This window comes from Chryseobacterium sp. MMS23-Vi53 (assembly GCF_047651245.1).
Classification (GTDB): domain Bacteria; phylum Bacteroidota; class Bacteroidia; order Flavobacteriales; family Weeksellaceae; genus Chryseobacterium.
On record NZ_CP180265.1, the window covers coordinates 1,021,023 to 1,036,186 of the forward strand.

General features: G+C 38.3%; 9 protein-coding genes. 1 reads left to right on the forward strand and 8 read right to left on the reverse strand.

Features of this window, described 5'->3' with window-relative positions; genetic code table 11:
• Positions 1-16 precede the first annotated feature (16 nt).
• Both ACKX2A_RS04645 and ACKX2A_RS04650 read right to left on the reverse strand, forming a co-directional pair.
• On the reverse strand, positions 17-1,927 hold the full coding sequence (locus tag ACKX2A_RS04645) for a sialate O-acetylesterase (RefSeq protein ID WP_415327876.1): 1,911 nt from the start codon (positions 1,925-1,927) through the stop codon (positions 17-19).
• 7 nt (positions 1,928-1,934) lie between these two features.
• Positions 1,935-4,304, reverse strand: coding sequence for a beta-L-arabinofuranosidase domain-containing protein (locus ACKX2A_RS04650; protein ID WP_415327877.1), 2,370 nt, complete (start codon positions 4,302-4,304; stop codon positions 1,935-1,937).
• Positions 4,305-4,844: 540 nt separating this feature from the next.
• Between ACKX2A_RS04650 and ACKX2A_RS04655 the strand changes: the two genes are divergently transcribed.
• Complete coding sequence (locus ACKX2A_RS04655; protein ID WP_415327879.1) at positions 4,845-5,531, forward strand: NUDIX hydrolase; 687 nt, start codon at positions 4,845-4,847, stop codon at positions 5,529-5,531.
• Between the two features lie 72 nt (positions 5,532-5,603).
• Here the strand turns inward: ACKX2A_RS04655 and ACKX2A_RS04660 are convergent, their stop codons facing one another.
• The 6 genes from ACKX2A_RS04660 to ACKX2A_RS04685 all read right to left on the reverse strand — a co-directional run bounded on the left by ACKX2A_RS04660 (position 5,604) and on the right by ACKX2A_RS04685 (position 15,112).
• The gene (locus ACKX2A_RS04660) at positions 5,604-7,331 is read right to left on the reverse strand and encodes a sodium:solute symporter family transporter (protein ID WP_415327880.1); all 1,728 of its coding nucleotides are present in this window, start codon (positions 7,329-7,331) and stop codon (positions 5,604-5,606) included.
• Positions 7,332-7,334: 3 nt separating this feature from the next.
• Complete coding sequence (locus tag ACKX2A_RS04665; RefSeq protein ID WP_415327881.1) at positions 7,335-8,495, reverse strand: aldose epimerase family protein; 1,161 nt, start codon at positions 8,493-8,495, stop codon at positions 7,335-7,337.
• A 20-nt stretch (positions 8,496-8,515) separates the two neighbouring features.
• Positions 8,516-10,012, reverse strand: a complete 1,497-nt coding sequence (gene araA, locus ACKX2A_RS04670) for an L-arabinose isomerase (protein ID WP_415327883.1) — start codon at positions 10,010-10,012, stop codon at positions 8,516-8,518.
• 152 nt (positions 10,013-10,164) lie between these two features.
• Entirely contained in the window at positions 10,165-10,863 is a 699-nt protein-coding gene (locus ACKX2A_RS04675) for an L-ribulose-5-phosphate 4-epimerase (RefSeq protein WP_415329413.1), read from the reverse strand.
• A gap of 350 nt (positions 10,864-11,213) precedes the next feature.
• Complete coding sequence (locus tag ACKX2A_RS04680; RefSeq protein ID WP_415327885.1) at positions 11,214-12,911, reverse strand: ribulokinase; 1,698 nt, start codon at positions 12,909-12,911, stop codon at positions 11,214-11,216.
• A gap of 218 nt (positions 12,912-13,129) precedes the next feature.
• Positions 13,130-15,112: an alpha-L-arabinofuranosidase C-terminal domain-containing protein gene (locus ACKX2A_RS04685; protein WP_415327887.1), complete on the reverse strand. Its 1,983-nt coding sequence runs from the start codon at positions 15,110-15,112 to the stop codon at positions 13,130-13,132.
• Positions 15,113-15,164: the final 52 nt, after the last annotated feature.

Genomic DNA, 15,164 nt, shown 5'->3' on the forward strand with positions numbered 1-15,164 from the left:
GAATTTAAGCCTTGAGTTATTCCGTTGTGAAAGGTGATGCGGGAAGTCCGGTTTTGTTTTTCAGGTTTCCATCGGGATTGTCTGCCCAGTCGTAACGGACTGCAACAGGATTTGTTACCGAGTCATTCCAAACCACAATTGTTTTTCCTTCGATTTTTGCTTTTGCCCAAGCCCATTTTCCATCGGCATTTTTGATGGCGAAACCTTTCAGTTCAGCAATCGGAGCAAAATCATCGGTTCCTTTTTTGAAAGTAAGAACGATTTTATTTCCGTCAACTTTCATCGACTGATAAACCGGGCCGTCTGCAACGATGTTTTTTCCGTAAGCCAGTTTCATCGCCTGCAAAGCCAGCCTGTCTCCCACTGTTTTTTTATCCAGCGGATGAATGTCATTCCACTCGCCGATGTCGATGATTACGGCAAGTCCGGCATTCGGAACTTGTAATGACACTTTACGTTGCTGGTCTCTGAGTTCCGCCCAGTTGCTTTCTATCGGCTGTGCTTTTGACTCCATAAAATTAGCCAGCTGAACAGTGATAAACGGCATTTCTTTGTTATTGAATTTGTTTCTCCAGTCTGTAATCATCGTTGTTAATAAATCGCCGTATTCTTTAGGTTTTCCGGTGTTGCTTTCGCCCTGATACCAAAGTGTACCTTTGATGTTATAATTAATTAAAGGATTAATCATCGCATTGTACAATCCCGTCGGTTTCCAACGTATAAAGGTTTGTCCGGGAGCCATTCTGTCGACTTTTGCTCCGATTTTATATTTCCATTCGGATTTTAAATCTATTTTTTGTCCGTCGATTTCAAGGTAATACGGCTTGTCTGCAATAAACTGCCCTTTTCCGCTCCCGTTGGAAACTCTTACGGCAATTATATTTTTACCTTCTTTCAAAATTCCGGCTGGAACGTCATACCAACGTGGCGGATATTCATAAGTTACATTTCCGACTTTTGTTCCGTTGATGTAGGTTACATCAGCGTCTTTAATTCTTCCAAGATTCAAAAATGCTGCTTTTCCTGCCTGATTTTTTGTTAAAATAATTTCTTTTCTAAACCAAACAGAACCATCGAAAGAACCTTCTTTATCTTCCCAAGAACCGGGAATTTTCATCGTTTTCCAGTCCGAATCATTTAAATCAAATTTTTCCCAGTGTTGATTGAGTCCAATATCGCTTTGGTCTAATTCCGCATACCAAGCCTTGCTGAGCGCCTGTTCTGAAGATTCTGTAGATTTTATCAAATCATCGTTCTGCCATTTTTTTGCTTCGTCGAGGTATTCAGGATATTTTTTCAAAGAATTTTCATCCATCCAAGCCTGAATTGGCGAACCACCCAAACTGGAGTGAATGATTCCTACAGGAACTTTATTTTTTTCACTTAAATCTTTAGCAAAAAAATAAGCAACACCAGAGAAATTCAGAATGGTTTGAGAATTTGTAGCTTCCCATTTCCCACCGTCTAATTCAGTCTGTTGCGATTTGAAATTATATTTCTGAGGAACTGTGAAAAAACGGATATTCTGATTGTTTGCATTTTTGATTTCGTTTGAATAAAGCGGCGTCAGTCTGCGCATAGGCAATTCCATATTCGACTGTCCGGAAGCCAGCCAAACATCGCCAATAAGAATATCTTTCAAAGTAATTTCGTTGATTGTCATTGTGTACGGACCACCTGCTTTCTGTTCCGGAAGAATGATTTTCCAGCTTCCGTTTTGGTCTGCAGTGGTTTTGTAACTTTTATTGAGAAACTTAACTTCTACTTTTTCATTGGCATCGGCTTTTCCCCAGAGATTTAATTTCTGATTTCGTTGTAAAACCATACCATCTGAAACCAATGCAGGAAGTTTAATTCTAGCCTCAACACAAAGACTGAAAATCAACAGGAACAATCCTAGAATTCTAGTAAAAATATTATTTGACATATTAGTTTTATTTTGGTAATTCGTTCAGTAATCTCACTTCAATAATTTTTGGAGTAAGAGATTTTTCGCCCGAAATAAATTTTATGGTGAGTGTTTCTTTTTTCTTTTCCGATTCAGGAACAGGAATTAATAATGATTGCGGTGAACTTCCCATTTTTCCTTCAAAATCTTTTGAAAATACTTTAATTCCGTTGATTTCAACATTCAATGTACGATTGTTATTGGCATCGAAATACAATAGGTAAAGGTATTTTGCATTTTTATCCTTGTTTCTCATCTGATAGCTGAACCAGCCTTTAGCATCTCGGAAATGACGGTCTTCCATATAGCCATCGTAGGCATCTTTGCTGTCATAAAAGTGGTCGGATTCCGGCTGTTGCTCGCCTAACTGAATTTTGTCCGTTGTGATATTATCCAGTTTTCGTACAGCTTCTTCTTCCTGAGTTTTTTTCTGCTGAATGATTTCGATTTTATCCTGAGTTGCCTGAGGAAAATAGATGATATATCGCTCTTCCTGAACCTGATAAAATGGAACAAGTTCCAACCCGTTGCTGAATTTATTCTGAGGATAAAGACCATTAATTTTAAATGTCAAATCTTTCTCATTAACAATTTTTAAATGATCCAAAACATTTGTTGAAGATCCCAAAATCGTCGGAATATCATTCAACGGAATTTGTGGTCCGTCCGCAATGTGTCCGCCTCGGCTGTCATCGGCAAACAATCCCTGCTGATTTTCTTTACCATATTTTGCTGCCAAAACGATAGGTCCGTATCTGAATGCATAATAATCGGAATTATCCGGAAGCTGTTCCGCAGAAAGATGCATCGGCATTTTCATTTCAATGACATCGCCTTTTTTCCATTTCTTTTTGATATTGATATACCCTTCGGAATTGACAGGAATATTGATATTTTTTGAATTAATGGAAACACTTATCTGTGAAGCATTCGTCCATTCCGGAGCTCTTAATTTTAAATTGATTTCAGATTTTGGCGCAAGATCGAATACTAATTTTGTGGAAGGTGTCTGTGGGAAATTATTTTCCTGTCTTAAAACTAATTTTTTCTCCGACCATTTTAAAACAGACGGAATAAACAAATTGACATACAAATCGTTATCCGAATGTGCATAAATCATTTCACCATATTTGGCATGGTTTTCCATTCCCGAACCAACACAGCACCAGAAGCTCGTTTCTGGTTGAGAATACACTCTGTAATGACCGGGACGCATCGGCGTGAAATACACAAAACCACCCTTTTCAGGGTTTTGCGTGGAAAGAATATGATTGTACAAAGCTCTTTCGTAATAATCTAGGTAAGATGATTTTGGATTGGTGGCGAAAAGCTCTTTGGTCAGCTTCAGCATATTGTAGGTATTGCAGGTTTCGGGACCTTCAATACTTTTAATCATTCCGCTGAAATCGGTTGTTGGATTAAAATGTTCACTCACACTGTTTCCACCGATAATTGCTGAACGTTTTTGCGTAACATTCGTCCAGAAAAAATCTGCCGCACTGTTCCACTCTTTATTATGTTCCAAATCGGCAATCCTTTTGAAGCCAATCACTTTCGGAATCTGTGTATTGGCGTGAATTCCCGTCAGTTTGTCTTCATGAATTAGCAAAGGATTCAAAATAGCCAAATGCGAAAATCGATGGGCAAGCTTTAAGTATTTTTGATTTTTTGTAATGTCGTAAACATCAGCAAAAACTTCGTTCAGTCCGCCGTGTTCGCTTCTCAACATCTCCTGGATCTGCTCATCAGAAAGTCCTGAAACTTCATCCGCCATCCAATCGGTAAGCTTGATGAGCATTTTCTTTGCTTTTTCACTGTCTGCATACCAATAGGCATCTCGCAAACCCGAATATATTTTGTGAATATTATATAACGGAACCCAACGATCATTCAGTCCGAAAGCGGATGCACGAATATTGCCATCTGAGATTTCCTTCCAGATTTTTTTGCCATTCGGAACACCCGAAAGATAGCCGTTTTCTGAAAGATTCTGGCAACGCTCCAGCTCATCGATCATATAATCGAGGCGCTGTTTTACCTTTGTATCGCCTGTAGAAGCATACATCAATGCCAAAGCTGAAATATAATGACCGCCGATATGACCATCCAATCCAGTGTTTTCCCAGTTGGGATAATTTGGTTTTTTAGGATTGAGTCCCGCTTCTTTCAGATATGGAGCCAACAAACGGTCGGCATCCATCGACATGATATAGTTTTTATCCGTCTGCATCGCCCTGCTGAAAACGCTTTCCGATAGAGCGACCTTATTCAGAGGAAAATAAGTGATGTTTTTTTTCACCTGCCCGAAAGCAAGTGTTCCCAAACTTAAAAATACTATCAGCGATTTTCGATTCATTAATAAATGTTATTTCAACATTTCTAAAATAAAAGAAAGAATCTATATGGCAAAGAATTTTGCAGTATATAAGGATAAAATCAAAAAAATTCTTATTTTAAAGTCAAAGAAAAAATAAACAAAAACCAAAGGCTTATCATAAAAAATAAGATTATTAAAAATCGCGAAAATCAGACATATAGCTTGAAATTACTTATAATCAATATCAATCAAGAACTTTGAAATGATATTATTTTAAATTCACTGAAAGGGTTATCGTATTTTTTAAGCTAAGCCTTGGCAAATAATTAAAACAAATCTGAAATATGAGGATTGATAATTTTAACATATTTTTAACATTAAATTCACTCATTTTTAATCTTGTTTATGAATAAAATTTAATGAATTCAGCTCATTATTACTCCCAAAATATTAGCTTAAATACAAAATTTTAAAAATTAAATTAATAATTAAGAAAAATAAAGTGTAAAAAAAACATTTATATGCTATCCATCATGTAATCAACCAATAAAAACTTTAACTTTGTAAAAAATATAATAGATGACTCAGGACTATTCTCAATATCCACGACATTTGGTAGCTGTTGACTGTATAATTTTCGGTTTTGACGGTGAAAATCTTAAAATTCTTTTGATAAAAAGAAATCTTGAACCGAAAAAAGGAGAATGGTCTCTAATGGGTGGTTTTATTGATGATAAAGAAAGTTCTGACCAGGCTGCCACCCGTGTTTTGCATACATTAACGGGGTTGGAAAATATTTATCTTGAGCAACTGAATGCTTATACCGAAATAGACCGTGAACCGACTGCTAGAATCATGTCGATTTCATATTATGCATTGATTAATATTGAAAAAGACATTCAGATTAATGATAGATACAGCGCCAAATGGTTTGACCTGAAAGACCGCCCTGAACTGATTTTCGACCACAATGATATGGTAAAAGATGCAGTTCTGAGACTGAGAAGAAGAGCAACGACAAGACCCATCGGCTTCGAGCTGCTGACAGAAAAATTCACCATGAAAGATTTGCAAAATCTTTATGAAGCTATTTTTGATGAAAAATATGACAAGAGAAATTTCACCAGCAAAATCAATGCATTGGATGTCTTGGTAAAGACCACGGAAAAAGATATGAGCTCTTCTAAAAAAGGCTCTTTTCTCTATACTTTCGATGAAGAAAAATATAATAAAAAAATTGCGGAAGGATTTATGTTTCGAATTTAAGCCTCCGATCATATAAATAAAAACAGGATATCAAATCGATATCCTGTTTTTTTACTTTATTATGCTTAAAATTTACCAAAATCTGACGTAAAGTGCAGTCAGTAAAAGTAAAGTAACAACAATTAAAACCAACGTTCTGTTATCGACCTTAAACATCGTTGCATCGATAACAAAAGCTTTCGGATTCACTTTCGGTCCGGCAAGACTGATGAGGATCATTGCTACAATTGTGAAAAAGAATGACCAACCCATATTAATCAGGAATGGAATTTCAGTAATTGTGTGAACTACCCCGTTTTCCAGTTTTTCATACGTAAAAGCCGTGTACAACCAAGTCTCCTTTCCGAAAATACCCACAGCAAAACTGTTGAAGAAAATCGCCAGAACAAATCCTAAAATTACGCCTACCAAAGCTGCAGTTCCGGTTGTTCTTTTCCAGAACATTCCCAAAAGGAACATCGCAAAAACGCCCGGACTGATAAATCCTGTGTATTTCTGAATAAATGTAAATCCACCTTCACCACCAATACCTAAAACATCTGTCCAGGTAAATGCCAAAGCTACAAACATTGCAATAATAATCGCCCATCTTCCGGTTCTTACCATCTGTATTTCCGTTGCATCAGCCTTCAAATATTTTTTATAAATGTCTAATGTGAAAATCGTTGAGATACTGTTTACTTTCCCTGCCAAAGAAGCAACAATTGCCGCCGTCAAAGCCGCTACAGCAAGACCTTTCAGACCAACCGGCAAAAATCCTAATATTGCAGAATATGCTCCGTCTTTCACTCCGTTAAAGCCAGGTAAGTGACCTTTTGTATACAAAACGTAAGCTGCAATTCCTGGAAGCATTACGATAATCGGCATAAATAATTTCAAGAATCCTGCGAATAAAATCCCGGTTCTTGCTGTTTTCAAATCAGCTCCCAAAGCTCTTTGCGTGATGTACTGGTTACAACCCCAATAATTTAAATTAACAATCCACTGTCCTGCAAAATACATTGCCAATCCCGGAAGGACAACATATTTCTGAACATCTAGATTTTCAGGCATTGCTAAAGTTGTCGTTGTTTTAACCGGTTTTTCAAGCATCAATTTGAAATGTTGTGGAGCTTCCTTCATCAAGGTCTGAAAACCTGCAAAAGCATTTCCTACAGCCGCTCCATTGATTCTCTGGTCAACAATCTGAAGCGCCATATAAACTGTTGCAAAGCCTCCGATAATCAAAACCGCCACCTGAATTACATCGGTGTAACCGATTACTTTCATACCGCCAAGACCGATTAATAATGCCATTAAAAGCAATCCAATCATAATGATATGAAGATGACCGCCACCCAATAAAGTATCGATTGCCAAAGCACCCAAATAAAGAATGGAAGTCAGGTTGACAATCACATATAAAAACAGCCAGAACACCGCCATAATCAGGGAAACCGATTTGTTGTAACGGGTTTCGAGAAATTGAGGCATCGTATAAATCTTATTTTTAAGATAAATAGGAATAAACCAAATGGCTATGATAATAAGTGCAAGCGCGGCAATCCATTCATAAGCAGCAACGGCTACTCCAACAAAAAATCCTTCCCCGGACATTCCAATAAATTGTTCTGCTGAAATATTAGAAGCAATTAAGCTCGCTCCAATCGCCCACCAAGTGAGTGAACCTTCTGCAAGAAAATAATCTTTACTGCCTGTTGCTGCGGATTTTTTCTTTCTGTAAATCCAGATTCCGTAAGACGCTACCACCACAAAATAAATAAGAAATATGATGATATCTATAGTTGCTAAATTTCCCATACTCTACTTCTTAACTGAGAATTTATAAATTGTTTTTGAATGATACTTCTGTCCCGGCTTTAATTCTGTAGAAGGGAACGAAGTCTGGTTTGGAGAATCCGGAAAATGTTGTGTTTCTAAGCAAAAGCCTGTTCTAAATTCATTTTTTCCACCCGTTTTGGTATCGAATTTTCCATCAAGGAAATTTCCGGAATAAAACTGAACACCCGGTTCATCGGTCAAAACTTCCATTACTCTTCTTGATTCAGGATGATAAACTTTGGCAATGCTTCTCAATCCGCTTCCGTTCAGAATCCAGTTGTGGTCGTAACCTTTTCCTTTTTTCAGTTGGTTGTCATCAGCATTGATATCTTTTCCAATTGCTTTTGAAGCTGTGAAATCGAATGCACTTCCTTTCACCACTTTTTGCTCACCCGTAGGAATTAGAGTTTCATTCACCGGTAAGAATTTATCCGCGTTGATTTGTAATTCGTGGTCAAGAATTGTTTTTGAGAAATTCCCAGAAAGATTGAAATACGAATGCTGAGTTAAATTAACAACAGTCGGTTTATCGGTTTCCGCTTCGTAAGAAATTTCAAGCGCGTTGTCGTCCGTCAAAGTATACAAAACGGTTGTAGTTAATTTTCCAGGATAGCCTTCTTCACCGTCTGCGCTTGTGTAAGTCAGTTTCAAAGTTGAGAATTTAGCATCTTTCACTGGTTCAATATTCCAGAATTTGGTATGGAATCCTTCTTTTCCACCGTGAAGACTGTTCGGACCGTCATTTTTGTCGATGTCATAGGTTTTACCTTCCAAAGTGAATTTGGCATTGGCAATCCTGTTTCCGTAACGGCCAATTAATGCTCCAAAATAATATGGATTTCCGTTGAAATAATCTTCAGGCTTTGTGAAACCTAAAACCACATCTTCGTATTTTCCGTTTTTATCGGGAGCTGTAAGTGAAGTAATAATTCCACCGAAGTTAATGACTTCCAGCTTCATCCCGTTTTTGTTGGTCAAAGTATATTTTTTGATGGAATCGCCTTTTGGCGTGACTCCGTAATCTGAAACCTGTATGTTTTCCATTGTTTCCGGTTGAGTTTTTGATTGATTTTCTTTTTTATTGCACCCGAAAATACATAAAACGGCAAAAAGAATTATCAGGTTGATACTTGTTTTTCTCATTTTTTAGAAGTTTTGCAAGTTTAACGATAATATATTTCATTCCAGCGAAGTGTGTTCTTAAAATCACGGATTTTCGTATCTTCATCAATAACAAGCGATTCGATACCTGCAATCTCTGCAAAATCTTCCAATTGTTCAACGCTGATGTTCTCACTGTAACACGTGTGATGCGCTCCACCTGCCAAAATCCACGCTTCAGCTGCTGTGTACAGGTCAGGAAGCGGTTTCCAAAGAACTCTCGCAACAGGAAGTTTCGGCAACTCTTCGGTGATTTCCAATGCTTTTGTTTTGTTGATTAAAAGTCTGAAATGATTTCCGAAATCCATTAAGGCTGCATTTAAAGAATCGATATTTCCTCTCGAATTGAAAACCAGACGAACCGGATCAGCTTTTCCGCCAATTCCCAGTGGATGAATTTCACAAGATGGTTTGTCAATCGCCAAAACAGGGTCAACTTCCAACATATGTGAACCTAAAATTGAAGGATTTGAAGGATTTAAATGATAAGTATAGTCTTCCATAAAGGCATTTCCACCTTCCAGACCTTGTCCCATTGTCTTCATTGCGCGAACTAAGGCAGCCGTTTTCCAATCGCCTTCTCCGGCAAATCCATACCCTTTTTCCATCAATCTTTGAACGGCAATTCCAGGCAATTGTTCTAAACCGTGAAGGTCTTCAAAAGTATCGGAAAAACCTTTGAAATTTCCGTCTTTCAGGAATTTTTCTAAACCTAATTCTATTCTTGCGGCAACTTCCAGAGATTTTCTGTTTGAACCTCCGGAAAGAAGAGATTCTGTCATTTTATATGAAGCTTCATATTCTTCAATCAATGTTTTGATTTCACCATCACCAATCGAATTGACAACGCTTACCAAATCTCCAATTCCCCAAGTATTGACTGAAAATCCAAATTTCGTTTCCGCTTCCACTTTATCGCCATCCGTAACGGCTACAAATCTCATATTATCACCAAAACGGGCAAACTTCGCACCTTGCCAATCATCCCAACCAGCCGCAACTCTACTCCATTCTCCAATCTGTTTCTGAACTCTTTCTTCAGCCCAATGTCCTACAACTACTTTTCTGTTTTTGCGAAGACGGCTTACCATAAATCCGAATTCACGGTCGCCGTGCGCAGCCTGATTCAGGTTCATAAAGTCCATATCCATTGTAGACCAAGGAATATCCTGGTTGAACTGCGTGTGAAGATGCAACAAAGGTTTTTGTAAAGCGGTTAGTCCACGAATCCACATTTTTGCAGGTGAAAACGTGTGCATCCAGGTTACGATTCCGATACAGTCTTTTGCGAAATTGGCAGCCGTAAGTGTTTCAAAAATTTCTTCTGTCGTTTTTACGGTTGGCTTTAAAACGACTTTCACAGGAATCTGTGATGAGGCATTGAATGCTTCCACGATTTTCGCTGAATGTTCTGCAACCTGCGCTAATGGTTCAGGGCCGTATAAATGCTGGCTTCCGGTGATGAACCAGATTTCTTTCGTATTGAGAGGTGTTAACATATTTTATAAATGATGATTTATGATTGATAATTGATTTTTATTTTTTTCCATAGGTTTCACCTACGGTTACTAATGTTGAACCCTTCGGGTTCGTAGTCTTCTATGGAACGATGACAATTGCCAAAAGCTAAAAGCCATCGCCAGAAGTCAAACTACTGTCCGTAATAGGCATTTTTTCCGTGTTTCCGTTCGTAATGTTTTTTGATTAATGAATCTTTCAAACGGGGTGCGTTTGGATTAATTTGCCTTGTGAGATAAGCCATCTCGGCGATAGTTTCAAGGACTTTGCTGTTGTAAACGGCTTTTTCAGCATTTTTTCCCCAGGTGAATGGTCCATGATTTCCGATGAGTACCATTTCCACTTCTTCGTAAGACAAGTTCTTTTCTTTGAAACAATCCAAAATCTGGATTCCAGTGTTATATTCGTAATTTCCTTCGATTAAATCATCACGCATTGGCGGTGCGCAAGGAATATCTGTTGTCAGATGGTCTGCGTGCGTGGTTCCGAAAATCGGGATGTCCAACTGTGCCTGTGCCCAAGCTACGGAATAGATGGCATGTGTATGTGAGATTCCGCCGATTTTGTCCCAGTTTTTATAGAGATAAGCGTGGGTTTTGGTATCGGAAGATGGTCTTAAATTTCCTTCCACCACATTGGCATCGTAATCTAAAATCACGATGTCTTCCGGTTTCAATAATTCGTAAGGAACACCACTCGGTTTGATGGCAAAGATTCCTTTGTCACGGTCAACGGCGCTCACGTTTCCGAATGTGTAAACGACCAGCTTCAATGCATCGAGCTGCATATTGGCTTCGTAACATTCTCGTTTTAATTCTTTATAGATGCTCATCTTATTTGCATATTTTTTGAAAATCTGTTCTTTCATCCATAGGTTTCACCTACGGCTATTTATATTGAACCCTTCGGGTTCTCTCCAACGAATCAATCGCAGCCCGGCTTGAGCGGAAATCCTTTTTTTGCATTGGGAAATGCTTTGGCAAAAAAGATTGGGAGCGGAAGACGGATAAAGCTGCCATAATAATTTTAGTTATTGGTTGATAGTTGTTGGTTGATAGTTTTTAAATGATTGTAATTATTTAACAGGTCGCCTCTACGAGGCTCTCTTTGTGATGATAATATGTACATGTTTGCTATTAACAGGGCGCTCCTACGGAGCTTTTCTGCTTTAACTTCTATCAACTATAAACTGTCAACCGTTAACTTTTTCTTAGACTTGATATTATTTTCTGTAAAATCTGCGAGAACCTGATACTGTTTCATAAATTCTGCATATTTTTCTACTTTTTCCACTTGTGGAAAATATTCTGCTTCGAAATCGGAGCCCATTTTTTGGCTGGCTTCCTGAACAGTCGGGTAAATTCCCGCTGCAACGGCTGCATAAACAGCTGCGCCCAAGGCCGGAGCCTGGTCTGAAGCTGCCACTACAATCGGCATATTAAGAACGTTGGCCAACGTCTGCATAATGAACGGTGATTTTCTGGCAACGCCACCAATTCCTATCACTTTTTCGATTTTTACGCCTTCTTCTTCGAAACGGTCGACTATTTTTTTGGCTCCAAAGCAAATTGCATTCACCAAAGCTTTGAAAATATGCGGTGCTTTTGTTCCCAATGAAAGGTTGCTGATCGCCATTTTCAGTTCCTGATTGGCGTCTGGTGTTCTTCGTCCGTTAATCCAATCCAAGGCAACCGGAACAACCTCCGAAAGTGGAATTTTTTCCGCTTCCAAAGTGAGATTGCGAATAAGATTGTTTTCTATATCTTCTTTCAGCAACTGTTTTTGATTTTCATCAATGACATTGGAATTCATCAGAATATGGTGTGTAGGCCAAGTCAGAATATCTTTGTACCACGCCAAAACATCACCAAATGCAGATTGCCCCGCTTCTAACCCCATCAATCCCGGAATCACGGAACCATCGACCTGTCCGCAGATTCCTTTAACTGTTTTGTCGCCGATGATTTCGTTGGGAGCCACCATAATATCGCAGGTTGACGTTCCCATAATTCTGATTAGCGTATTCTCCTCTACTTTTGCGCCGACCGCTCCGGAATGAGCATCGAAAGTTCCGACAGCCATTACGGTGTTGGTCGTTAAGCCTAATTTTGTTGCCCATTCTTCGTTCAGATTTCCGGCAACTTCATCAGACGTGTAGGTTTTATCGTACAGTCTGTCGCGAAGTTCTGCTAATGAAGGATCCAACTGACCAAGAAATTCTTTAGAAGGCAATCCGTTCCACGATTCGTGCCACATTGCTTTGTGACCGGCTGCACAACGGCTTCTTTTAAAAGACGCTAAATCCGCGTTGTCGGAAAGTAAAAATGTAAGATAATCGCAATGCTCCATCCAGCTGTATGCTGCATTTTTAACGGCTTCATCTTCTCTGTTGATATGGAGAATTTTTGCCCAAAACCATTCAGAAGAATAGATTCCGCCTTCAAATTTTGTATAATCTTCACCGCCCCAGTTTCTTGCCAGATGGTTGATTTCTTCGGCTTCGTTGATGGAAGTATGGTCTTTCCATAGCACCATCATTGCATTCGGATTTTCTGAAAATTCTGGCAAAAGGGATAAGGCAATTCCTTCTTTGTTCACAGGAAGCGGTGACGAACCCGTCGTATCTATACAAATACTGGCGATACTTTCCGGCGCAACACCACTTTCTTTCACAACGGTTGAAATGGTTTTCTCCAAACCTTCGATATGGTCGAGCGGATGCTGACGAAATTGATTTTCTTCCGGCTTGCAGAACTTTCCTTCTTTCCATCTTTGGTAATAGCTTACGGAAGTTGTCAGTTCTGCCCCGTTTTCCGTATCAATCAAAACGGCCCGAACAGAATCTGTTCCGTAGTCTAAGCCGATAACGTACTTTTTCATTAACAAAAGTGATTTATTTGATTATTTTTTTTAGCTCTTTTCAAAATAACAAATGCAATGGATTACATTCATCAAAGATTTAACAATAAGTTTTAATTAATCTTAAAGAAATCTCAACTTTTCTGTTTTAGAGATAAAACAAATATAACATTCTATTTTAAATAAATGTAATATTTACACTTAATTTTAATTTTTCCTTTGTTAATGATGGTTTGAAGCTATTTAATTTTTAAAACAACTAAAGAATTTGCCGGAATTTCAACAGAAATTTTTCCCTTTTTAATCGTCTGCACTTCTTCTTTCGGTATAATGGTTTCTGATTGGAAATTATTTTCATCGGAAAGTCCCGCAGAAGTCAGTACAATTTTGGTTAATCGATTGTCAGTTTTGATGTTTTTCGGATTGATTTCAACTGAAGTTTCCTGAGAACTGGAATTAACAATTTTAATAATGGTTTCTTCCTTTTTAAGGTCACGAACTGCCGATGCATAGAGATTATTCTCACCTTTCAATGGATTTCCGTTTTCGGAGATTTTAATTAAATCTGTTCCTTTGTTGTTGGAGAATAATTTCTGAACGTAATAATTTGGAGTAGCGTAAGATTTTAAATTATTGAACCAAATCAAATCCGGCGTCCATTGCCAACCGTCTGCGTGGGCGAAAAGCGGTGCATAGGAAGTCATTGTCACAACATCTGCGTTGCGTTCCAGTCCGGTCATAAAAGCGGCTTCCGAAAGCGCGGTCAGCCAATTGTTTTTGTTATCTGGTTTTACAACGCCAACCGATTGCGCGGCATATTCTCCGGCAAAAACTTTTGGTCCTCTTCGGTCGTATTTATCATATCGATCGGCATTTTTTAAGAACCATTCCGGGGAATTGTAGTAATGTTCGTCCACAATCTGAGCATTCAGTTTTTTAAGTTCTTTCCAGCCGTAATCGAAAAATTCGCCATCGGGAGACGGTCCGCTTCCGGAAATGATTTTGATATCGGGATATTTAGCGTGAATCGCTTTTTCAAAAACTTTGTAACGTTCGATATAATCCGCTCCCCATTGTTCATTTCCAACACCGATGAATTTCATATTAAAGGGTTTCGAATGTCCTATTTCTGTACGAATTTTTCCCCATTTCGTGTTGGAATCGCCGTTTGCAAATTCAATCAAATCCAAAGCATCCTGAACGTAAGGGTCTAAATCTTCCATTTTTACGAGTTCTGCAGTGTTGAATTGACAAGCCATTCCACAGCTTAAAATAGGAAGTGGTTCTGCGCCTAAATCTTCCGCCAATTGGAAATATTCAAAAAAGCCAAGTCCGAAAGACTGCCAATAATCAGGCGTAAGACGGTGGGCAAATCCATTGTTCCATTTATTGATAAGATTTTCGCGGTCTTCTACTTTAACAATTGTTTTTTTCCATTGATAACGTTCTGCTAAAGTTCTTCCTTCGACAATACAACCGCCCGGAAAACGTAAAAATCCCGGCTGCAAATCGTATAATTTTTGAACCAAATCCTTTCTTAAACCGCCTTTTCTGCCTTTCCAAGTTTCTTGCGGGAACAGTGAAATCATATCCATATTCACAATTCCTTTTCCGGTAAAAGTGATTTCAAGCTTCGCTTTTTCAACGGTTTTGGAAGGTGAGAAAACAGCATTGTATTTTTGCCATCCTCCACCTTTTATAATTGTAGAAACTGAAGAAATCAATGTTCCATTTTCATCAATCAGATTTGTATTGATGGCAGAAATATTGCCTGAAATGTTTTCTAAATTGAAACTTAAATCATATTTCTCCCCTTGATGCAGACCGATTCCTCTCAAACCTTCGTTCTCAAGAATATAATTTTTGTCATTCCAAACTGTAATTCTTGCGTAGTTTTTATTAGTTTTGGATTTGTCAGTGATGATTGTCAAAAAACCGGAATCTAAATTGGGAGACAATGTTTTTGTGTTGGGTTGTTTCCAGCCGGTTAAAGGCTCATCGAACTCGAAACTGCGGTTTTTAATCAGTTCAGCATATAATCCGCCGTCTGCCGCAAAGTTGATGTCCTCGAAGAAAATCCCGTACATAGTGGGTTGGATTTTGATGTTGGTAGAAGTTCCGTCCAAATCGAGGAAATGGGTTTTGATAGTTTTATTTTGGGCTGAAAAGAAGGCTAAGCTTAAAGAAAATGCGGTTGCAAATATTTTAGATCTTGTTTTCATTGATTGATTTTTGAATAGTTTTTAACCACAAAAGGCACAAAAGATTTTAGTA

Coding starts and splice junctions, on each gene's coding strand:
- ACKX2A_RS04645 (WP_415327876.1), bottom strand. CDS start 1,927: ATGTCAAATAATATTTTTACTAGAATTCTAGGATTGTTCCTGTTGATT.
- ACKX2A_RS04650 (WP_415327877.1), bottom strand. CDS start 4,304: ATGAATCGAAAATCGCTGATAGTATTTTTAAGTTTGGGAACACTTGCT.
- ACKX2A_RS04655 (WP_415327879.1), top strand. CDS start 4,845: ATGACTCAGGACTATTCTCAATATCCACGACATTTGGTAGCTGTTGAC.
- ACKX2A_RS04660 (WP_415327880.1), bottom strand. CDS start 7,331: ATGGGAAATTTAGCAACTATAGATATCATCATATTTCTTATTTATTTT.
- ACKX2A_RS04665 (WP_415327881.1), bottom strand. CDS start 8,495: ATGAGAAAAACAAGTATCAACCTGATAATTCTTTTTGCCGTTTTATGT.
- araA (WP_415327883.1), bottom strand. CDS start 10,012: ATGTTAACACCTCTCAATACGAAAGAAATCTGGTTCATCACCGGAAGC.
- ACKX2A_RS04675 (WP_415329413.1), bottom strand. CDS start 10,863: ATGAGCATCTATAAAGAATTAAAACGAGAATGTTACGAAGCCAATATG.
- ACKX2A_RS04680 (WP_415327885.1), bottom strand. CDS start 12,911: ATGAAAAAGTACGTTATCGGCTTAGACTACGGAACAGATTCTGTTCGG.
- ACKX2A_RS04685 (WP_415327887.1), bottom strand. CDS start 15,112: ATGAAAACAAGATCTAAAATATTTGCAACCGCATTTTCTTTAAGCTTA.